The sequence below is a fragment of the Exiguobacterium sp. N5 genome, assembly GCF_025842465.1.
Lineage (GTDB): Bacteria > Bacillota > Bacilli > Exiguobacteriales > Exiguobacteriaceae > Exiguobacterium > Exiguobacterium profundum.
This window is the reverse complement of the sequence record NZ_JAPAEP010000001.1, coordinates 859,460-879,713: the sequence shown is the minus strand read 5'-3', so window position 1 is coordinate 879,713 and position 20,254 is coordinate 859,460. Positions and strand designations below refer to the sequence as shown.

Below are 20,254 nucleotides of genomic sequence, written 5' to 3'. Positions count from 1 at the left end.
CAGTTAATTGTTCACTATTGAGCAATCGAAATCATACGTTCACATATTCGATTCCATCATGATACTTTGGCTCTCTTAAAGCTGACGATGGCCTTATTGTGATGAAGTTGCCACATATGCCAGAAGACGTAAGGGACGATGATTACAAAATTAATCATTCCCCATGATTTCAATACTTCCGAGTTGAACCAGGTCGAAGAGTTCATGACTTGCGGGAAAATGTCATAGCATGCGCGAATCAATAAATGGGCTGCAAGCGTGTAAATACGAGCGGTAATGTAAAGCTCTGGTCGTCCTTTGATGACTGGATACAGTTCTGCCGCAAGCAAGATGCAGAGCGAGCTGGCAAAATAAGTTGGAGATTCTGCATAGACGAAACATGCGTTCCATGACGTGTATATAAAATTCCATGACCCAGTCGTATAGGCTACGAGATCGGCGTATCCTTCTTTCGCAAACTTCCAAAAAGTCGGTGCGAAAGGAATCGTCACACAGAGTAAAAATCCACAGGCGGCATTAAAGTAGTTGCCGAGTGTCACATCTTTAATCGTGGCTTCTGCGATATTCAAAAACAATATGGCGTAGAAGAACCATAAAAATTCGTCACGCTTTAAAAAGTCCCAAATTCGTCCTTTCTTTTTCTCGTAAATGGCGATTCGAGAGAAACCAACGATAATAGTTGGGATGATAACGCTTACAATTTTTGCCCAACGAAACCATCCATCAACATTCCCCATCATCCATAGTGGGATGGTCAATAACGAAGCGAGCCAAAAGTAGGCGGACAGTTTATAGTGCTTTCTGAAAAAAACGATGATTCCTAATAATAAACCTAAATAGAGTGGCATCGAGATTGCATGTGGCCAGACGTTCATTCCATTCACCTTCTCATTTGAATTTAACAAACATAACGTTTGTTATGTTATTAGTATAGGCTGAAAACCCTGTTTAGTCAATGTGAATTATTTCACAAAATTTAGTCCTGAGCACTCGCATTGGTAGTGCTATGTTATTCTAAAATGGACTCGAAAGGGGAGAATAACTGTGGACGGTAAAAATAAAATTTTAGATGCAGCGAGAACGGTCATTATTCGAAGTGGGGTGAACGGGGCAACAGTCAGAGCGATTGCAATCGAGGCGAATATGACGACAGGAGCCATCTATCATCATTACAAAAATAAAGAGGATTTATTGTACGATTTAATGAATGAGAGCTTGTCTGTTTCCTCTCAAATCGCAAAAGAAATGACGGGCGATTCGTATTCTAAAGAACGCATCAAAATAGAGATTGCACGAAATACAGTGGAACGGTTTCATAAAGATGCAGAGAACCGCTTGCAGTATCATTTTGCTCATGAAGTGTTACTGGGGAACATGGAGGCACAACTGAAATTAAAAGACAAATATACAGAATGGACAAAACAAATCGAACAAATCCTGATTCATTTGTACGGATTAGAAAACACTCGTCTAAACAATGCGTTCAGTTCATGGCTGATTGCGGCAGTCGATGGGGTCGTCTTGCAATATCTATTAGACGTCAATGAAAATTCTATTGATGAGATGATGGAGGTATTCGATCTTCTACTAGAAAAAGGTCTTCCTTCTTTCGTTGAACGTCTGAATGAACAGGATAAATAAATAGACCCGTCACAGATTAACGTGACGGGTTCGAGATGATTAAGAATAGGTCATCGTGCTCATACATGCCGAAGCTTCTTTCAACTGTTCACGGACGGCATCGAATCCTGTTCCGCCGTAACTGTTTCGACGTGCGACTGCCTGTTCAGGGGTCAAGGCATGATACACATCCTCTTGAATCAATTCAGAGTACGTTTGGAATACCGTGATTGGAAGCTCGCGTAAATACAATCGCTCATCCACGCAATATTTGACGAGTTTTCCAGTCACCTCATGTGCCTCACGGAACGGTAACCCTTTTGCGGTCAAATAATCGGCGAGTTCGGTCGCATTAGAAAAATCGCGTTCGGTCGCTTGTTTCATGACGTCCGGGTGGAACGTCAGTTCATTCATCATCCCCGCCATGATACTGAGCGAGCCTTGAACGGTCTTGACCGTATCGAACATCCCTTCTTTATCTTCCTGTAAATCTTTATTGTAAGCGAGTGGAAGTCCTTTCATGATCGTCAACAAGCCCATCAAGTTTCCAATCACTCGACCCGATTTTCCACGGACGAGTTCGGCCATGTCAGGGTTTTTCTTTTGTGGCATCATGCTCGAACCGGTAGAGAACGTATCCGACACTGTAATGAAGCGATACTCTTCGCTTGCCCAAAGAATCAATTCTTCACAGAAGCGGGAGAGGTGCATCATAAGCATTGATGCATTTGAAAGAAACTCGAGTATGAAGTCACGATCGCTAACGGCATCGAGGCTATTCGGGTAAACCCGATTGAATCCAAGTAATTCAGCTGAACGGGAACGGTCAATCGGAAACGTTGTCCCGGCTAAGGCTCCTGCGCCAAGAGGAGACCAATCAATCCGCTTCAAGCTGTCCGTAAACCGCTCCTTATCACGCTCTAGCATCCAGAAATAGGCGAGTAAGTGATGGGCCAGCGAGATCGGTTGTGCACGTTGGAGGTGCGTATAGCCAGGCATGATTGTCTCTACGTTTTCTGAAGCGTGAGCATGCAATTCACGCTGAAGTGATTCAATCAATTGAATCACTTCTTTCACACGGTCTTTCAAGTAAAGATGCATGTCCGTCGCGACTTGATCGTTTCGGCTACGTGCCGTATGCATCTTCCCTGCAACCGGTCCGATCGCTTCATGAAGCAGAGCTTCTAAGTTCATATGGATATCTTCGTGATACACCTCGAATTTCAATTCATCCGCGAGTGCTTTTTGCTTAAGTTGTTGTAATCCATCAAGGATTTGAGTGACTTCTTCCTTTAAGAGGATGCCCTGGTCACCTAACATCGTCACGTGAGCCATGCTACCTTCTAAATCCTCAAGGACGAGTTGAGCATCAAATTCAATCGATGCACCGAATGCATCGACCCATTCGCTCGCCGTCTTCTCGAAACGGCCTCCCCATAATTTACTCATTGACGAACGCTCCCTTTTCCATCAACACCTCTGATTGAACTTTTGTTGGCAAACCCCACAACTTGATGAATCCGACAGCTGCTTGCTGATCGAACGTATCTGCTGACGTATAGGTCGCAAGTTCCTCATCATAAAGCGAGATTGGCGACTTCCGTCCGTCGACGATGGCTTGTCCTTTAAACAGTTTCATGCGAACCGTTCCTGTGACGGTCGCTTGTGTCTCATCGATAAAGGCAAAAAGTGCTTTTGTGAGCGGTGAATACCAAAGTCCGTTGTAGATCGTTTCCGTCAATTTTTGTTCGACAATCGGTTTGAAATGCGCCACTTCACGAACGAGTGTCAAGGCTTCAAGAGCTTTATGTGCAGTGATTAATGTCATGGCGCCAGGTGCCTCATACACCTCGCGTGATTTGATACCGACGACCCGGTTCTCGATGTGGTCAATCTTCCCGACGCCGTGGGCACCCGCGACGATATTGAGCTCTTTTAAGATATCGGTGAACGATTGGCTCTTCCCGTCAATAGCGACCGGAACTCCGTTCTTGAATTCAATTTCAAGAAAAGTCGGTTCATGCGGTGTATCCTCCAGTGCTGCTGTTAACTCATATGCGCTTGCCGGAGGTGATGCCCAAGGATCTTCCAAAATGCCGCATTCGATGGCGCGTCCCCAGATGTTCTGATCGATTGAGAATGGCTCTTCTTGAACGATTGGAATCGGAATTTGATGTTTTGCCGCATACGCGATTTCTTCCTCACGTGACCATTTCCATTCCCGAACCGGTGCGACGATTTCTAGTGAAGGATCGAGTGCATGAATGGACACTTCAAAACGTACTTGGTCATTTCCTTTCCCGGTACATCCATGAGCCACCGCGACGGCGCCTTCGGCCTGTGCGACCTCGACCAATTTTTTCGAGATGAGGGGGCGTGATAGTGCCGAAACGAGTGGATATACGCCTTCATATAATGTATGGGCCTGCATCGAATAGCGAGCGAACTCGTTGACGAACTCGTCGACCGCATCGATGACGATTGATTTTTTCGCTCCAACTTTCATCGCTTTTTGTTGGATCTTTTCTAAGTCTTTTCCTTCCCCGACGTTCAAACAGACTGCAATCACATCATAACCTTGTTCGTCCAACCATTTAATCGCAACCGATGTGTCAAGACCACCTGAGTAAGCCAATACGAGTTTCTGTTTCAAAATATGAACACCCCTTATGAATAATTATTAATCTTTATTTATAAATATACAACTCAGTGTAAGGGATAAGATGTCGTGTGGCAACCCTTTTTTGAAAATAAAAAGACCACGAGTGATTTCGTGGTCGTCATTGTTCGATTTTGAGTTGGGGTAACCATTGCGACATATGGTTGCTAACAGGGGAAAGAAGTTCAGGACGAGCAGCCTTTAACGGGACGACCTCATAATGTCCATCAGATGATTTTTGCGTAAAGGTTGGATAGAACATCGGATTTTTCAATTCAAAAGTCGATTGGTCATCTTCGATTGTCTTGACCACATCAATCCCGATGATGCCGCCCGTGTTTCGTTCATCTCCTTGTTGTCCGGAAAGGAAATTACCGATCGAGTAGATGACAAATGTTTGATTGCCATGAACTCCTTCTAGCATGGTCGGGGGTTGCAGCACGTGAGGGTGGTGACCGATGATGATGTCGACTCCGAGGTCTGCTAACGATTGGGCGAGCTCAGTTTGACTCTCATTCGGTAACGGCTCGTATTCCGTACCGAAATGGAGGGAGACGACCGTCATGTCAGTCGACTGTTCCGCCTTCTCGATCTCTGGTTGCATCTGTGCAAGGTCGATATAATTTACGTGATAAGGCTGCTTCGGCACGACTCCATTCGTCCCATACGTGTATGCGAGGAAGGAAAAAGAAATATCGTTGGCCGTCAACGTACGAATATTCGCTTTGTCCTCAGCCGATAGGAAGGAGCCTGTATAAGGCATTCCGATTGCGTTCCAATGGTCAATCGAATTTTCAATAGCTCGGACGCCACGGTCGAGCGTATGATTATTCGCTGTCGTGACCAAATCGATTCCTGCCCGTTGTAAGGCATCTCCAATTTCAAAAGGACTGTTAAATGCCGGGTAGCTCGAAAGTCCGATTTCACTCCCGCCAATCATGCTCTCTTGGTTGGCGATTGATAGATCGGCGCGACTCAATATTGGAGAGATCTGTTCGAATGCAGTATCAAATTCATACCCTTCATCAGTACGAGCTGCGTTGTATACCGAATCATGTAGAAGGATGTCGCCGATTGCATAGAGGGAGGCCGTCGTGACAATCGGTTCCGGTTCGGCAGGCGGCATTTCTTCAGGTACCTCGACAATCGGTTCTTCGACTTCTTCTGGTATTTCTTGATTCGTTACCGGAGTCGTACCACAAGCAATTAATAAAACAAAGCTAGACAGGAAGGTAAGACGAGAGACGATCTTGATTGGTTTCATCCCGATTCTCCTTTTCACGACAGATTCGTACGATAACCCTAAAATTCGTCGATAATTAAGAAAAATCCTGCCTAAATAAATAAAGACAGGTCGTTTTTGACCTGTCATGAGAATTATTTGATATGTTCTTTGACCATGTCTTGCATTTGGTCAAACTCACGTTGAATGACCTCATTTGGTGGCGGTGTCACCAAACTCACGATATAGATGGCAAGTGCCGACAGGAAGAATGCTGGAATCATTTCATACAATGTCCCAAACGTTCCGAAAAGAGAAGCGGCATAGTTCTTCCATAGAATGACGACAAAGGCTCCAGTCAACATTCCAGCAAGCGCGCCTTGACGCGTCGTTCGTTTCCAAAACAGACTGAACAAGATGAGCGGACCAAATGATGAACCAAACCCTGCCCAAGCATAACCGACAAGGTTTAAGATGGTGTCGTCTGCATCGAGTGCAAGAATAATCGATATGACGGATACAAGAATGACCGTAATCCGACCGACCATGACGAGTTCACGGTCTCCCGCTTCTTTACGGAAGAACTTCTGATAAAAGTCTGTCGTCGCGGCACTCGACGAGACGAGCAATTGAGAGGAGATGGTCGACATGATGGCGGCGAGAAGAGCAGCCAACAATACACCAGTCACCAAATCCGGGAATAATAAGTCAGATAGGTTGATAAAGACGTTCTCCGGATTATCGATGGTGAGGCCTTGTTGTGTGTAATAGGCGAGACCGAACAATCCGGTCGCCATCGCCCCGACAACGGTGAAGACCATCCATGAGATCCCGATTCGACGTGCCGTCTTAATGTCCTCGAGCTTTCCGATTGCCATAAAACGGACGATGATGTGTGGTTGGCCGAAATAGCCAAGTCCCCACGCAAATAGCGAAATGATTCCGATGAGTGATTGCCCTGTCCACGGGTCAAGTAACGCTTCATCAATATTTCGTACCGTGTCTAAAGCGTTTGATACCCCATCAGTTGCCATAATGGCGATGGCAGGTACAAAAATAAGGGCGAACAGCATGATCAATCCTTGAACAAAATCTGTCCAGCTGACTGCTAAAAATCCACCGATAAATGTGTACAAAATAATGATAGAAGCGAGAATGACAACTCCCGTTACAAACTCAATGTCGAAGACGGCATTGAATAGGCGACCGCCGGCGACGAATCCGCTTGTCGCATACAGTGTGAAAAAGATTAACGTGACAGCAGCTGAAAATGAGCGCAACACGCCTTTTGTGTCTTTAAAGCGTTTCTCAAAGAAGTCTGGGATTGTGATCGCATCATCCGATATGTATGAATAAATGCGTAATCTCGGTGCGACCAATAACCAGTTCAAATAGGCGCCGATTGTCAACCCGATGACAATCCAACCACTTGAAATCCCTGACGCATACATGGCACCAGGCAATCCCATTAAGAGCCATCCACTCATGTCTGATGCACCGGCAGATAAGGCGGCGACCCCGGGACCAAGCGCCCGACCACCTAACATATAATCTCCGATACTGCTTGTTCTCCGATACGCGATGATCCCAAGCAAGACCATCAGTGCCATGTACACGACAATGGACACTAAAATTCCGTTCATCAACATCCCCCCGAAAGATAAAAAATATGAATACGCTTTCAGTGATAAAGTATCACTTTGTCAAAATATTGTCACAACAAGTGGGGAAATGTAAAGATATTTTTGAGAGCTGGTCTTAAGTTATCGGAACGTGCAAGAGGTGAGGTGGTCATTGACAAGACCCGTCGCTTGTAGATGGGCATAAACCGTTGTCGGTCCTAAAAACTTAAAGCCGCGTCGTTTCAGATCTTTACTCAATCGTTCAGAAAGTTCCGTCGTCGCAGGAACATCTTCAAGACGGTTCCATGCATTCAGGATCGGTGCATCGTTGACGAATGACCAGATGTACGAATCAAATGAGCCAAACTCTTCCTGTAGTTTGATGAACTGCTTCGCATTATTGATCGACGCCTCGATTTTTCGTCGATTTCGCACGATCCCGCTATCGGCTAGGAGTCTCTCCACATCCTCATCCGTAAAGCTAGCAACTCGCTGCACTTCGAAGTCGGCATAAGCCAATCGATAATTTTCACGCTTTCTCAAGATGGTGATCCAACTGAGTCCTGCTTGCGCACTCTCGAGTGTCAGACATTCAAAGTGCTTTTGGTCATCGTGAACGGGCTTTCCCCATTCCTCGTCATGGTAACGGACGTAAAGTGGATCCGTCCCGCACCAAGGACACCGTACTGTCTCTTCCATTTCAATCAGCTCCTTTCTTTGAGTGTAGCATGTCCTTACGATTATATAGCAAAATGGACGGGTATAGAGGGGAGAATGGAGGAAGAGACATGAGTGACTGGATGATTTCTGTGATTGAACAGTACGGCTACATAGGGATTGCATTCATGATTTTTATTGAAAATGTGTTTCCACCGATCCCTTCTGAAGTCGTCTTACTCTTTGGTGGTTTTTTTGCTGTAAAGACGAACTTGTCCATCACGCTCGTCATCGTGGCATCGACAGTCGGAGCCATATTAGGAGCCGTATTATTATACGGCCTCGGACTATTGTTTGATGTCGAGCAGATCGAAAAATGGACGAAGAAATATGGGAAGTGGTTACGACTTGATCTGAATGATGTAAAAAAAGCGGATGCGTGGTTCGACCGGTACGGGGGCTGGATGGTCTTCTTTGGACGTTTGATGCCGGTCGTTCGAAGCCTAATCTCGATTCCTGCAGGGATGTCAAACATGCCATTCGTGAAATTTCTACTGCTCAGTACGGCTGGAACAGCCTTATGGAATACCATTCTCATCTTCATCGGGATGAAAGTCGGCGAGAACTGGCAAGATATCCTCTCATACCTCGATGCCTATTCCTACGCGATCTATGGGCTGCTGTTCATCGGCGTCATCATTTATATCGTCTGGCGTAAAAAGCGGCACAACAAACGGGCAAAAGACTAACGCACAAAACAGGCGGACCCAGCGTATGGGTCCGCCAATTCATTCTTCTTTTTTCTCGTCAGGTAAGACTTTCGTGAGGGTTTTCTCCGTTTTTTCTGCCAAGTACTCTGAGAAGCGGAACAGAATGATTCCGACAATGGCTGACACGAAAATATAGAGACCGACAAACAAGTTGATGGCCCCGTTCGAAAGGGCGGTGAATAAAATAGAGTACTCCCCACGTGGCGCGAGTGAGAACCCGGCTTCATTGGCTTGAACACGCGTCAAGCCATAGATTCTGCCCCCGACGCGTCCGACAATCCATTTGGATAATACACCCCACACAATCAATACGAAGAAGAGCGCATTTACGATGACACCTTTCTCGAGATTGATCGAGATACCGAACGAGATGAAAAAGATCGGCAAGAATAAATCTCGGACGGGTACGGTCAAACGCTTTAGCGGTCTCACATCGTGGATATCTGCGAGCAAGATCCCGGCGATAAATGCCCCTAAAATCTCAGATAATCCAAACACCATGCCGATTCCTGCGAAAAAGAGAATGAGTCCAATAAGACCGATACTTGCATCATCTTGTCGCAGTAAGTGCTTCGAAAATTTTTGTTGCTTGGATACGAAGCTCGAACCAATGAACAAGAGTACGCCAAATATAAGAAATCCTACGAACACTTTGCCGATATCGGACATCGCAACCGGTTCTTCTTGAATGATGAAAGGGGCAACCGTCAAGAGGAGTGGGGCAAAAATATCCTCAAAGATGAGTAATGCGAGCACAAACTCTTTAATATCTTCATGTTTTTCGGAATGCTGCTCAAGCAGTTTCGCAGAGATGGAGGAGCTCGTCGCATATAAGACGGCCCCGATTAAAAAGGCGCGAGGGAAATCGAGACCAAATGCTAAAGCAATCCCGAACGATACCCCGAATGACAGAATGATATCGAGTATTCCCGCCTTCCATACTTTCTGCATGCGCTTCCAAAGTTCACGTAGTGGAAACTTTAGACCGAGTAGGAAAAACAAAAGAATGATTCCAATCTCTCCCGCAACTTTAAAGACTTCATTCCCATCCCAGAAAAACCCGACCCCGACCCCGATTGCGATAAACGCTAAAATACTTGGGAAGAATAATCGTTCAATCAGGAGACTGAGGACAGAGATGAGGGTGAGCGCCAACCCGAGCAACACGATGATATTTAATCCATCCATACGTCATCTCCGCTCATGACCCCAATTAGCTTTCTCTTTGATTCCATTGATACTCCATTCCAACGGATTCAGGTCGTGAGTAATCAAAACCGAACTGTCGATACAACCCATCGGCTGGTATGTCTGCGATTAGACTAATGATGGCCGTTTCATCCGCTTCCTGTAAGATCCATTCCATCAAATGCTCCATGAGTAATTTTCCGAGTCCAAGCCCCTGGCATTCCGGATCTACGACGATATCTACTAAATGGAATACCATCCCGCCGTCACCGACGACACGTCCCATTCCGACAATCTCATCATTTAAGTATAAACAAATACCATACAGTGTATTTTGAAGCCCCTTCACCGTACCTCGATCAGAACGTCGTGGCATCCCCGCCTTCACGCGTAACGCTTGATGTTGTTCTGGAGTCGGTGTTTCGACTTTTACAGTTACTTCATTGACCATACTCAAATCCCCCTCTACACAAGTTGATTTTACTTTCCCGATATATTGAATGAGTAAACCTTGATTTATAAAATCGGCTATCTGCATAATGAGAAGGAGACAGGGGGAATAGTTGATGATCAATGGTCAATCCATCTTACCGGCGATACGGGACATGCGGGATTTGGAGCGGTTTTTATCGAGTGATTTCGAATTAGGGGTGTTATTAGAGATTCATATGAGCCGATTGGACTCCATCTTCAGATTATTGGGGAAGCATGATAAAAAAGTGTTCATCCATATGGATTTGATTCAAGGTATGAAGGCGGACGAGTATGCGACAGAATATGTCTGCCAGACGTTCAAACCGTTCGGCATCATCTCGACGAAAGGAAACGTCATCGTCAAAGCAAAGCAAAATGATGTAGTCACTGTGCAGCGTCTATTTTTAATTGATTCCACCTCATTAGAGAAAAGTATCAAACACATTGAACGTTCGAAACCGGACTATATCGAAGTATTGCCAGGCATTGTGCCAAAGTATATTCAACGGGTAAAGGAGGAGACGGGAATCCCCGTTTTCGCTGGTGGACTGATTGAAACACGAGAAGAAGTCCAAGCGGCTCTTGATGCGGGAGCGAGCGTGATCACGACTTCGAATCGAAAACTATGGTCCGACTAATCGAGATTTGGGTATACAGTCTTTTAGGAGGGATGAATGATGAAAGACGTGATGATTGTAACAGGGGTCAGTCAAGGAATTGGTTATGCGATTGCTCAAGCTTTCGTAAATCAGTATGAAGTGATCGGGCTAGACATTGGAGATGATCCGGATATCGAAGGGTTACGCTTTTATCAAGTGGACCTTGGGGACACGTCTGAACTTAAGCGTGTCTTTGACGATATTCACAACGAATTTGGTCGAGCCCATGTATTGATCAACAATGGAGGAATCGCTTCGCTGGTCAAGCCGATTGATGAGCTTGAGATTGACACGTTTAAACGAGTCATCGATGTCAATTTAGTCGGAACATTTAGTTGTGCGAAATACTTTTTACAACTGAATCAAGATGAGTCATATGGAAGAATCGTTAACATGGCCTCGACACGTGCTTTCCAGAACGAACCGCATTGGGATGCATATGGTGCATCTAAAGGAGGCATCGTCGGTTTGACCCATTCACTTGCCATCTCATTAGGCGGCCGCCCTGTGACGGTGAATGCAATCAGTCCAGGATGGATTCATACGTCTGATGAGTCGTTACGTGAGATTGATCATGAGCAACACCCATCGGGACGTGTCGGTGAACCGGAAGATATCGTCCGCGCTGTGAGGTACTTGATTGATCGTCAGAACAGTTTTGTGAACGGGCATAATCTTGTCGTTGATGGAGGAATGACGAAAAAAATGATTTATGAAGAATAATGTGACCATATACCTAAAATTGGGATGTTTTTAGGTTATATGTACCTAATTCCGGGTAATGAATAGGAGAGTTTTTATCCGGAAGAAGGAGGATGGCGACATGAACCCGCTCGTAGAAGAGGCGTTACGTTTTTCGTCTATTCGTCACGGAGGACAGTTCCGAAAAGGTTCATCCATACCATATTTGTCACACTCATTCTCGGTCGCCATGCTTCTTGAGTCCGATCATCAAGCACCGGCAGTCGTGGCGGCAGGATTGCTTCACGATATGATTGAGGACACGAAGACGGACCCACAAGAAATCTTATCAAAATTCGGATCTGACGTGCACAGGCTCGTTCTCGCGGTCTCGGAAAAAAATCGTGACAAGTCGTGGGAACAACGGAAACGAATGACACTTCAGCAGGTGAAATCACTACAATTTGATGAAGTCGCACTTCTCGTGGCGGATAAGCTACATAATCTCCGTTCCATCCGTTATGATCTTGAGATGGAAGGGATGAAGGTGTGGCAACGTTTTAAACGACCGCTGCGAGACCAATCATGGTATTATCATGAATTACTATCAGCATTTGAACCGTTTCGGAGTTCGACAGACCTAATCGGTTTGTATGAACAAGAACTCCATCTATTGTTTTACGGCGAGAAAAATTCAAAAGATCGAAAAGTGGCAAGGCTTCTTGAATCGATGCTGACCCATTTCGTCGAAGACGAATGGTTGCAAGAATCGGCACCACTATGTCAAACGGCATATGAGTTAAAGGAGATTGTCGGGCGAGATACGATTGATGAAGTAGAGATTGTGTGCTTCCGACAGCGACTTCACGAAGCGGGTTGGACCACGCCATTGTCACCCGAGAAGCTCGCGGGGATGCAAGAACTCGCATATCGGACGGCTCTCGAGCCACAAGAACTTCTCGCACTCATACGTCGCTCGATTGTCAACTAGTTCTCTTCATGCTATAGTCAAAGGGAAGATAAAAAGGGGAGTAGCGACCACAATCGTGGTCGATGGGTCGTCATTACAGTGCGTGCGCACTCGGTCCATCGAGCTTTTACAAGTCCGCAAGACCTTTTTATGGGCGTTTTTGTCGTCCATAAAAAGGTCTTTTTTGTTTACCCAAGGAGGAGAAAAAATGGTATTTGTTTATTTCTTACTGGCTGCGGCCATCACCGTCTACGCAGCAATCAAATTATCGACGTACGCCGACGTCATGACTGAAAAGTCGAAAATGGGCGGGATGCTTGTCGGTACGGTTTTATTGGCAGGAGCGACTTCGCTCCCGGAAGTGACAACAAGTATATCGGCTGTCATGATTGACAACCCAGACATCGCCATCGGAAACATGCTCGGAAGTAACCTATTCAATATCTTTATCTTAGCGATGTTCGACCTATACTTCCGACAGAAGCAATTGTTCAACTATGCGAGTCGGGACCACCTGTACACGGCCGGACTTGGGTTACTCTTGACCGTCACGACGTTGATTGCTTTGATCGTTCGCGTCGATATGACGTTTATCGGAATCGGAGTCGACGCGCTCTTGATTGCGATTCTATACGGTATCGGAATCTACTATATCGGGAAACAACCGACAGAGCCGGTCGCGGAGCATGAAGTCGAAGAAGAAGTGGTTGTCGGTAAATATGAAGAGATCACGCTGAAACGTGCGGTCTTTGGATTCATCATCGCTGCAATCGTAATCATGGCGGCAGGAACAGCCCTTTCCATCACAGGTGATCAAATTGCCGTTGTCACAGGACTCGGTTCTAGTTTTGTCGGTAGCTTCTTGATTGCGGCATCGACGTCACTCCCGGAAGCGGTCGCTGTGTTCATGGCGCTCAAACTACGTAATGTCAACTTGGCATTCGGTTCGATTCTCGGCTCGAATATCTTCAACATGTTGATTATCGCCATGTCAGATGTCTTCTATCGGAATGGATCGATTCTCGCAGATGTCTCGACGTCACACCTCGTATCTGCGGTCGGGATCACCATCCTATCGATCCTCGTCATGTATAGTGTGCTAAGACAAAATGTCACGTCGAAGGTACGTTATGTGATTCCTTCGTTACTCGTTGTCGTTGTCTATTTCGTTTCGTCTTACTTGATCTTTATCGGGTGAGTACATGCATCAGCCTTAGGGCTGATGTTTTTTTTATTGGGAATGCGAATTCATTGCTTCGGGTATAGAGGAATTGAAGGAGGGGTGGCGATGCAGATGCATGAAGTGGAAACACGCCAAGCGTATTCGATTTTGATTCCGGCCTATAACCCTGATGAGGCACTTGTCACACTCGTGGAGAAGTTGAGGGCGAGTGGGTTTTCGAACATCATTGTGGTCAATGACGGTAGTGACGAATCGTCGGTAGGCACATTTGATAAGATTGCATCATTTGTCGACCAAGTGTTAACGCACGAACAGAATCAAGGGAAGGGAGCAGCAATCAAGACGGGGTTACGGTATGTGGTGGACACATATCCGGATAAAACGGGGGTCATCACGGTCGATGCCGACGGGCAGCACTTGCCGCAAGATGTCGTCAGCGTCTATGAGGAAGGGTTGAATAAACCACATCATCTCATCATGGGATGTCGAGATTTTAGCGGAGATGCGATTCCGTTCCGGAGCCGATTCGGCAATCAGGCGACACGGCTCGTCATGTTGATTGGGAGCGGGCTGAAGTTAAAAGACACGCAGACGGGACTTCGAGCCATCCCGATGCGATATGCACGACAACTGATTGACATTCCTGGAAATCGATATGAGTTCGAGATGAATATGCTCACGTTCACGAAACGATTGCAGGTCCCGATTCAACAAACGACCATCGAGACCGTATATGAGAATGAAAATGATTCATCCCATTTTAGACCGATTCTCGACTCGATTTTAATTTATCGGATGTTTTTGATGTATTCGTTATCCTCTGTCGCCTCGTTCCTTGTCGACGTAGGGATGTATGCGCTCTTTATTTATTTATTATCCCCATACTTCGATACGGCTCACGTCGTCATCGCGACGGTCATCGCTCGAATCATTTCCTCTCTCTTCAATTATCTCGTTAATCGAAAAGTAGTCTTCGATTCGAAGGCGCGGCGGTCTCTTCCGAAATATTTTAGTCTCGTCGTGCTTCAAATGGCCGTTTCAGCACTCCTTGTTTATCTCTTGTTTCTCTTGCTCAGACAAGGCGAGGTCATCCTAAAAGTAATTGTCGATAGTTTTCTCTTTATCGTCAGTTATTATGTCCAGAAGAGATGGATTTTCAAAAAATAACCGGTCATGATTTCATGACCGGTTTAATATGCGAGCGTTCCTGTTTTCACGGACGTATAGCGATGTAATTCTTTTGGGCTTGTGATGCCGGTTTTTTGCATCATGTCTCGCATAAGTAGCGCGCATACGCGAGCATCTTCCGCAGCATCATGATGAATAAACGGCACATTCAAGTGTTCTGCCATCGTGTTCAACTTATGGTTCGGGAGTCCTGGATACAGTTTACGTGACAGTTTGACGGTGCAACCGTACTCGATTGTAGGGAAATCGAATAGATCATATTTCACAATCGCCTTTCTCAAGGCACCCATGTCAAATGAAGCGTTATGTGCGATGACGAGGTCCACTTCCCGTAAAATCGGGTAAAGAGAGGAAAGCACTTCCGGTAATGCCGGTGCATCCCACACGTCACTCGGACGAATGCCATGGACGCGGATGTTACCCATATCAAAGTCTTCCTCCGGATTGACGAGTCGCTGGTCGGTTTCGACCACATCACCATTTTGAAGGATGCTCCATCCGACAGAACAGATGCTGCGACTATCACGGTTAGCGGTCTCCACGTCAAGTGCGAGAATGGTATGGTTCATAGTTTACCTTCTTTCGTAAGCAATAAAAAAAGTCTAACAGAAAGTTAGACGAATGTCGTGCTTAAGCGGCAACAAGTGTTCGGCAAGCTTCCGCACAACGCTCACATGCTTTGGCACAGGCTTGACAATGGTCGTGCTGATGTCGTCCGCATTCTACCGCACACGTATCACAGACTTGGGCGCATAAAGCAACGATTGGTTTTGAAAAGGCTGAATCTGTTTCTAAGGCATTTAAAGCTAAAGTACAAATGTCTGAGCATTCTCGAGTCAGGCGGATGCATTCGGTGAACATGTGTAAATCCTCTTCTTGCAAACTTTTTGAGAAGCAGTGGTTGCATGCGCGCATGCATTCGATCACGCTCGTCAATGTTTCTTCTACAGATGTACGTTCCATCAAAATTCCCCCTTATATGAAAAAGTCTAACTATCATTACCCGTTCAGAAAGAGGTTGAATCGCACCATACCAATAAAAAAGCCACACCTCATTCGAGATGTGACCAATTAATGGAGCATAGGGGGCTCGAACCCCTGACCTCTACGCTGCCAGCGTAGCGCTCTCCCAGCTGAGCTAATGCCCCGTTCGAAATCATTATATCATCGTAGTATTCGACATGGCAATTCCCTTTTTGAATTTAGGTTTATAAAATTGGAGACGTGGGAATTTCATGTTAGACGTTATATTAAGAAAGCAGGTGTGCTTCATGGAAATGATTCTTTTGGCACTCTTACCGGCACTCATGTGGGGAAGTATTCCACTCATCGTGTCGAAAGTAGGAGGAAAACCGATTCAGCAGTTAATCGGAACGACCATCGGGGCGATGATCATGGCAACAGTGATTGCCCTCGTCTTCCGACCGGAGTTCACGACACTCGCCATCGTGACCGGATTTATCTCAGGGGCGTTCTGGGCGCTCGGTCAATATTTGCAGTTCCAATCGTTCCAAATCTTAAGCGTCTCCAAAGCGATGCCAATCAGCACGGGGATGCAACTCGTTGGGACGTCTCTCTTTGGGGTCATCGTACTCGGGGACTGGCAGACATCGACGGAGCTATGGTTAGGGTTTTCAGCGCTCGTCTTGATTATCATCGGAGCGACTATGACTTCATACCAACAGAAGAAAGATCAGGACAGTGCCGGTGCGTTGAAAAAGGGTTTACTCGTCCTATTCGTTTCGAGTATTGGTTACGTCACATATGCCGTCTTGACGAACTATTTTGAAGTAGAAGGAATCACCGCGATTCTTCCACAATCCGTCGGGATGTTCATCGCGGCACTTCTGTTCAGTCTTCGTGAAAAGGACGTCAAGAAACTTGATCCTCGCACATTCAAAAACATCTTGGCGGGGATAGCCTGGGGAATCGGGAACTTCGGACTTTTCGTTTCAAGCGGAGAAGTGGGGATTGCAACTTCGTTCGCCTTATCCCAATTGAACGTCGTCGTGGCGACACTTGGTGGGATCTATCTCTTGAAAGAAGAGAAGACGACAAAAGAACGCGTCTTTGTTTTCATGGGAATCGGGTTGATTGTCGTCGCTGGATTTATGCTTGGGATTGCCAAGAGTTAAGCTTCAATTATGAAATGAAAAGAGCCTTGAATGAACTCGATTTTGAGTGCCATTCAAGGTTTTTGTTTTAAGTATCTTTCAATCGTTGAAATGAGAGCAGGAGAAGATGTGATCGATAGGGAAGTAATCTCATATTGCGTTCGTCATATAGGACGGGCAGCGCATTCGTGATTGATCAAAATTGTAGAATAAAGGGGAAACGAATCATGGATTCAAATGTCGTGACGATATCAACGCTCGTCGATGCACCAATCGACACAGTCTGGAAATTCTGGACAGAACCTGAACATATCAAACAATGGAATCATGCGTCTGACGATTGGCATACGATTGAGGCGGAGAACGACTTACGGGTCGGCGGGAAGTTTCGTAGTCGGATGGAAGCAAAAGATCAGAGCATGGGCTTTGATTTTGAAGGGGTATATGAGGAAGTTGAAGTAAATGAGCTCATTCAGTATCGCCTTGAGGATGAACGGAGAGTCAGAATTTCATTTACTTCTGAAGGGGATCAGACGAAGGTGGTCGAGGTGTTTGATGCGGAGTCGATGAATCCGGTTGAAATGCAACGACAAGGCTGGCAGGCGATTCTCGACAATTTCACTCGATATGCGAATGGGAAGAGTGTATAAAAGATAAACGGAAGGTTTGAACAGCAGGTCCTTTTCAATTAAAGTGGACGCTGCTGTTTGTCATGTATGGCCAAATGATTGTCTAGGTTTTTTTAGCTTGAAGAGACGAATATAAATAAAAGGTGCTGGCAATATGTATGACTACACGTTACTAGAGAGACTCCTATTCCGATTTCCTTCCTTCGATTATCAGAAAATGAAATCAGAGCTGAATCGGAAAACGATATTGATTACTGGAGCGAGCTCAGGAATCGGGCAGGCTTTCGCTTATCTACTAGCGGATACAACCGCGCACCTGATTCTCGTCGCCCGTAGAGAAGCAGACATGAACGTCATGAAGTCTGAAATCGAGAAGGGGTCAGCCACGGTGACCTTGTTCCCGGCAGATCTTCGAATTGAAGAGGAACGGAATGGATTGTTGGCGTATCTCCATCAACTACCGGAAGGATTGGATGTTTTCGTCAGCAATGCTGGAATCTCCATCAATCGTCCCATCACTGAGTCACTCGATCGATACCATGACTTCACTCGGACGATGGCGATCAATTATTTTGCTCCGGTACAATTGATGCTATCGCTCATTCCGTTGCTCGAAAAGAAGAACGGGCAGATCGTCAATGTGTCGACCATCAATGTGTTACTTCATCCTTTTCCTCACTGGGCGGCCTATCAGGCATCAAAAGCCGCGTTCGATACGTGGTTTCGCTCTGCGGGTCCGGAACTCACAATCAAAAATATTTCCACGACGGCTCTATATCTACCGCTAGTAAAAACACCGATGATTAAACAAACGCTAGCTTATCAGCATTCTCCTGCCATGTCACCGGTACATGTGGCGGAACTGATTGGACATGCCCTGTATACAAAACGACCAGTATATAAGCCGTGGTGGTTGTTCCTCGGTCAAGTAGCGTCTCTTGTTTTCAGAAGACCGATAGACTGGATGGTCCCTACATTACTTAAGAGAAAGGAGCGTGACAGTGGGAATGGTTAAGTTAGTGAAAGTCTTGTCGCAGCTCCATTTTCTATCACCATCGAACCTAGGCCGTCTGTTCGTCGCAATCCGTCAAAACGGAATCAACTTGATGCTTCTTTTTACATTGACTGAAAGAGCAGGGAGTCCAAAAACGGCTTTAGTGGATAGCCGAGAAACATTGACGTATCAAGAGCTAAAGTCACGCTGTGAACATCTTGCTCATCGTTTGGCTGATCAGTATGGGGTTAAAATGGGACAAAAAGTGGCGTTTCTTTGTAAGAACCACGCGTCTTTCGTACAAGGGATGTTTGCGGCCTCACGACTCGGTGCAGACATCTATATGCTCCATTGTTCGATGAGTCAACTGCAGTTCAACCGGCTCGTAGAAGAACAAACATTCGATCTTTTGATTTACGATGAGGAGTTCGAAGACTTAATTGAAAACTCGTCTTACGAACGTTCGACACTCGTCAGCTATCATGAGGAAAAGGTATCAATCAATAGTTTATCGGATTCGAAGCGACATAAAAAAGGAAAGCTTCCGGTCGCATCGAGCGGGAAAATCGTGCTGTTGACCGGTGGCACTACCGGAAAACCGAAACAGGTGATTCACAAACCATCCCTCTTTCACTTTCTGGCTCCATTCACGGCTTTATTGAATCGGTTGCAGTTGCCATCATTCAACACTGCCTATATTGCCACCCCGATTTACCATGGCTACGGCATCGCCATCCTTTTATCTTTTCTAGCGCTAGGGAAACAGGTCGTCATTCAAGAGAGCTTTGATGTGCAGAGAGCCTGTGACCTCATTCGGCGACACAAGGTAGAAGTGGTCACGGTCGTCCCGCTCATGATCCACAAAATGTTACGATACGATCCAACATCACTTCATTCTCTCGCTTGTATCGCGTCCGGTGGTGCGAAGCTTCATCCCGTTTTAGTCCGTGAAGTCCATAACGAGTTGGGGAGCGTCTTATACAATCTATATGGAACATCGGAAGCGGGCTTGAATCTGATCGCCACACCAGAAGATTTACAGTATGATGCGAACACGCTCGGGAGAAGGATTCCGGGAGGGGACTTAAAGGTAGTGAAAGATGGAGCGGAAGTCGAGCCAGGGGCCATCGGGGAATTTTGCATACGAAATAAGTGGTCCATGCAAAACCAGAAAAACCGCTGGATTCAAACGGGTGATGTCGGATACCGGGATGAGAACGGCTATTATTTTTTGTGTGGACGAACAGACGACTTGATCATCTCGGCAGGAAACAATATTTATCCTGGGGAAGTCGAGACGGTTTTGCGCGACCATCCGAATGTCGAGGACGTCGCCGTCATCGGGGTAGAGGATGTATACGCGGGTCACATCTTGAAGGCATATGTACAGGTGTATGATGAACTGCTGACAGAAGAGGCATTAATGAGCTGGTTGCGCGAACGACTGACAACATATCAGCTTCCACGAGAAATCGTGTTTGTAGATGAGTTGTCGTATACAGCAGTCGGGAAGTTGGATAGGAAGCGACTTGAATGGATGTAAAAATTCCTATTTAATATTTTCATTTAGCATAAGTTATCACTGGTAATTAGTCTGGAGATTGTTTATCAGCCAATTGAATGA

At 45.9% G+C, this 20,254-nt stretch carries 21 protein-coding genes and 1 tRNA gene; 11 read left to right on the top strand and 11 right to left on the bottom strand.

The window, feature by feature from the left end; all coding sequences use genetic code 11:
* Positions 1 to 56: 56 nt before the first annotated feature.
* Complete coding sequence (locus OKS35_RS04560) at positions 57 to 875, bottom strand: hypothetical protein (protein ID WP_264092583.1); 819 nt, start codon at positions 873 to 875, stop codon at positions 57 to 59.
* A 169-nt stretch (positions 876 to 1,044) separates the two neighbouring features.
* Between OKS35_RS04560 and OKS35_RS04555 the strand changes: the two genes are divergently transcribed.
* Positions 1,045 to 1,641 carry a TetR/AcrR family transcriptional regulator gene (locus tag OKS35_RS04555; RefSeq protein WP_264092582.1) on the top strand — a complete coding sequence of 199 codons (597 nt, stop codon included), beginning with the start codon at positions 1,045 to 1,047 and terminating at the stop codon, positions 1,639 to 1,641.
* A gap of 39 nt (positions 1,642 to 1,680) precedes the next feature.
* On the opposite strand, the gene argH is transcribed toward OKS35_RS04555, so the two are convergent.
* The 5 genes from argH to OKS35_RS04530 all read right to left on the bottom strand — a co-directional run bounded on the left by argH (position 1,681) and on the right by OKS35_RS04530 (position 7,822).
* Positions 1,681 to 3,069: an argininosuccinate lyase gene (argH, locus tag OKS35_RS04550; protein WP_264092581.1), complete on the bottom strand. Its 1,389-nt coding sequence runs from the start codon at positions 3,067 to 3,069 to the stop codon at positions 1,681 to 1,683.
* Positions 3,062 to 4,276, bottom strand: coding sequence for an argininosuccinate synthase (locus tag OKS35_RS04545; protein WP_264093056.1), 1,215 nt, complete (start codon positions 4,274 to 4,276; stop codon positions 3,062 to 3,064). The genes argH and OKS35_RS04545 overlap by 8 nt, the downstream gene beginning before the upstream one ends.
* A 124-nt stretch (positions 4,277 to 4,400) precedes the next feature.
* A complete protein-coding gene (locus tag OKS35_RS04540) occupies positions 4,401 to 5,543 on the bottom strand; it encodes a CapA family protein (protein WP_264092580.1) in 1,143 nt (380 codons plus the stop codon).
* A gap of 113 nt (positions 5,544 to 5,656) precedes the next feature.
* On the bottom strand, positions 5,657 to 7,144 hold the full coding sequence (gene putP / locus OKS35_RS04535) for a sodium/proline symporter PutP (RefSeq protein WP_047795263.1): 1,488 nt from the start codon (positions 7,142 to 7,144) through the stop codon (positions 5,657 to 5,659).
* A 120-nt stretch (positions 7,145 to 7,264) separates the two neighbouring features.
* Positions 7,265 to 7,822 carry a DNA-3-methyladenine glycosylase I gene (locus OKS35_RS04530; protein WP_078146999.1) on the bottom strand — a complete coding sequence of 186 codons (558 nt, stop codon included), beginning with the start codon at positions 7,820 to 7,822 and terminating at the stop codon, positions 7,265 to 7,267.
* 89 nt (positions 7,823 to 7,911) lie between these two features.
* Between OKS35_RS04530 and OKS35_RS04525 the strand changes: the two genes are divergently transcribed.
* Positions 7,912 to 8,529: a DedA family protein gene (locus OKS35_RS04525; RefSeq protein WP_264092579.1), complete on the top strand. Its 618-nt coding sequence runs from the start codon at positions 7,912 to 7,914 to the stop codon at positions 8,527 to 8,529.
* Between the two features lie 39 nt (positions 8,530 to 8,568).
* Here OKS35_RS04525 and OKS35_RS04520 read toward each other — a convergent pair whose 3' ends face one another.
* Positions 8,569 to 9,738 (bottom strand): cation:proton antiporter, encoded by a 1,170-nt coding sequence (locus tag OKS35_RS04520; protein ID WP_264092578.1) that lies wholly within the window; start codon positions 9,736 to 9,738, stop codon positions 8,569 to 8,571.
* 25 nt (positions 9,739 to 9,763) lie between these two features.
* Positions 9,764 to 10,189, bottom strand: a complete 426-nt coding sequence (locus OKS35_RS04515) for a GNAT family N-acetyltransferase (RefSeq protein WP_214781286.1) — start codon at positions 10,187 to 10,189, stop codon at positions 9,764 to 9,766.
* A gap of 115 nt (positions 10,190 to 10,304) precedes the next feature.
* On the opposite strand from OKS35_RS04515, the gene OKS35_RS04510 reads away from it, so the two are divergent.
* The 5 genes from OKS35_RS04510 (at position 10,305) to OKS35_RS04490 (ending at position 14,872) form a co-directional block, all read left to right on the top strand.
* Positions 10,305 to 10,850, top strand: a complete 546-nt coding sequence (locus tag OKS35_RS04510; RefSeq protein ID WP_078146995.1) for a glycerol-3-phosphate responsive antiterminator — start codon at positions 10,305 to 10,307, stop codon at positions 10,848 to 10,850.
* Positions 10,851 to 10,886: 36 nt separating this feature from the next.
* Positions 10,887 to 11,594: an SDR family oxidoreductase gene (locus OKS35_RS04505; RefSeq protein ID WP_264092577.1), complete on the top strand. Its 708-nt coding sequence runs from the start codon at positions 10,887 to 10,889 to the stop codon at positions 11,592 to 11,594.
* A 100-nt stretch (positions 11,595 to 11,694) separates the two neighbouring features.
* On the top strand, positions 11,695 to 12,543 hold the full coding sequence (locus OKS35_RS04500; RefSeq protein ID WP_264092576.1) for an HD domain-containing protein: 849 nt from the start codon (positions 11,695 to 11,697) through the stop codon (positions 12,541 to 12,543).
* Positions 12,544 to 12,730: 187 nt separating this feature from the next.
* Entirely contained in the window at positions 12,731 to 13,720 is a 990-nt protein-coding gene (locus OKS35_RS04495; RefSeq protein WP_031423558.1) for a sodium:calcium antiporter, read from the top strand.
* A gap of 90 nt (positions 13,721 to 13,810) precedes the next feature.
* On the top strand, positions 13,811 to 14,872 hold the full coding sequence (locus OKS35_RS04490) for a bifunctional glycosyltransferase family 2/GtrA family protein (RefSeq protein ID WP_264092575.1): 1,062 nt from the start codon (positions 13,811 to 13,813) through the stop codon (positions 14,870 to 14,872).
* 23 nt (positions 14,873 to 14,895) lie between these two features.
* Here the strand turns inward: OKS35_RS04490 and OKS35_RS04485 are convergent, their stop codons facing one another.
* The 3 genes from OKS35_RS04485 to OKS35_RS04475 all read right to left on the bottom strand — a co-directional run bounded on the left by OKS35_RS04485 (position 14,896) and on the right by OKS35_RS04475 (position 16,041).
* Positions 14,896 to 15,462, bottom strand: a complete 567-nt coding sequence (locus OKS35_RS04485; RefSeq protein WP_012726407.1) for a 3'-5' exonuclease — start codon at positions 15,460 to 15,462, stop codon at positions 14,896 to 14,898.
* Positions 15,463 to 15,523: 61 nt separating this feature from the next.
* On the bottom strand, positions 15,524 to 15,856 hold the full coding sequence (locus tag OKS35_RS04480; protein WP_012726406.1) for a four-helix bundle copper-binding protein: 333 nt from the start codon (positions 15,854 to 15,856) through the stop codon (positions 15,524 to 15,526).
* Between the two features lie 112 nt (positions 15,857 to 15,968).
* Positions 15,969 to 16,041: transfer RNA gene (locus tag OKS35_RS04475), tRNA-Ala, on the bottom strand.
* A gap of 123 nt (positions 16,042 to 16,164) precedes the next feature.
* Between OKS35_RS04475 and OKS35_RS04470 the strand changes: the two genes are divergently transcribed.
* The 4 genes from OKS35_RS04470 to OKS35_RS04455 all read left to right on the top strand — a co-directional run bounded on the left by OKS35_RS04470 (position 16,165) and on the right by OKS35_RS04455 (position 20,173).
* Positions 16,165 to 17,028, top strand: coding sequence for a GRP family sugar transporter (locus OKS35_RS04470; RefSeq protein WP_078146990.1), 864 nt, complete (start codon positions 16,165 to 16,167; stop codon positions 17,026 to 17,028).
* Between the two features lie 206 nt (positions 17,029 to 17,234).
* Positions 17,235 to 17,657 (top strand): SRPBCC family protein, encoded by a 423-nt coding sequence (locus OKS35_RS04465; protein ID WP_214781271.1) that lies wholly within the window; start codon positions 17,235 to 17,237, stop codon positions 17,655 to 17,657.
* A gap of 133 nt (positions 17,658 to 17,790) precedes the next feature.
* Entirely contained in the window at positions 17,791 to 18,651 is an 861-nt protein-coding gene (locus OKS35_RS04460; protein ID WP_264092574.1) for an SDR family NAD(P)-dependent oxidoreductase, read from the top strand.
* The gene (locus OKS35_RS04455; RefSeq protein WP_264092573.1) at positions 18,644 to 20,173 is read left to right on the top strand and encodes an AMP-binding protein; all 1,530 of its coding nucleotides are present in this window, start codon (positions 18,644 to 18,646) and stop codon (positions 20,171 to 20,173) included. Before OKS35_RS04460 ends, OKS35_RS04455 begins: the two co-directional genes overlap by 8 nt.
* Positions 20,174 to 20,254 lie beyond the last annotated feature (81 nt).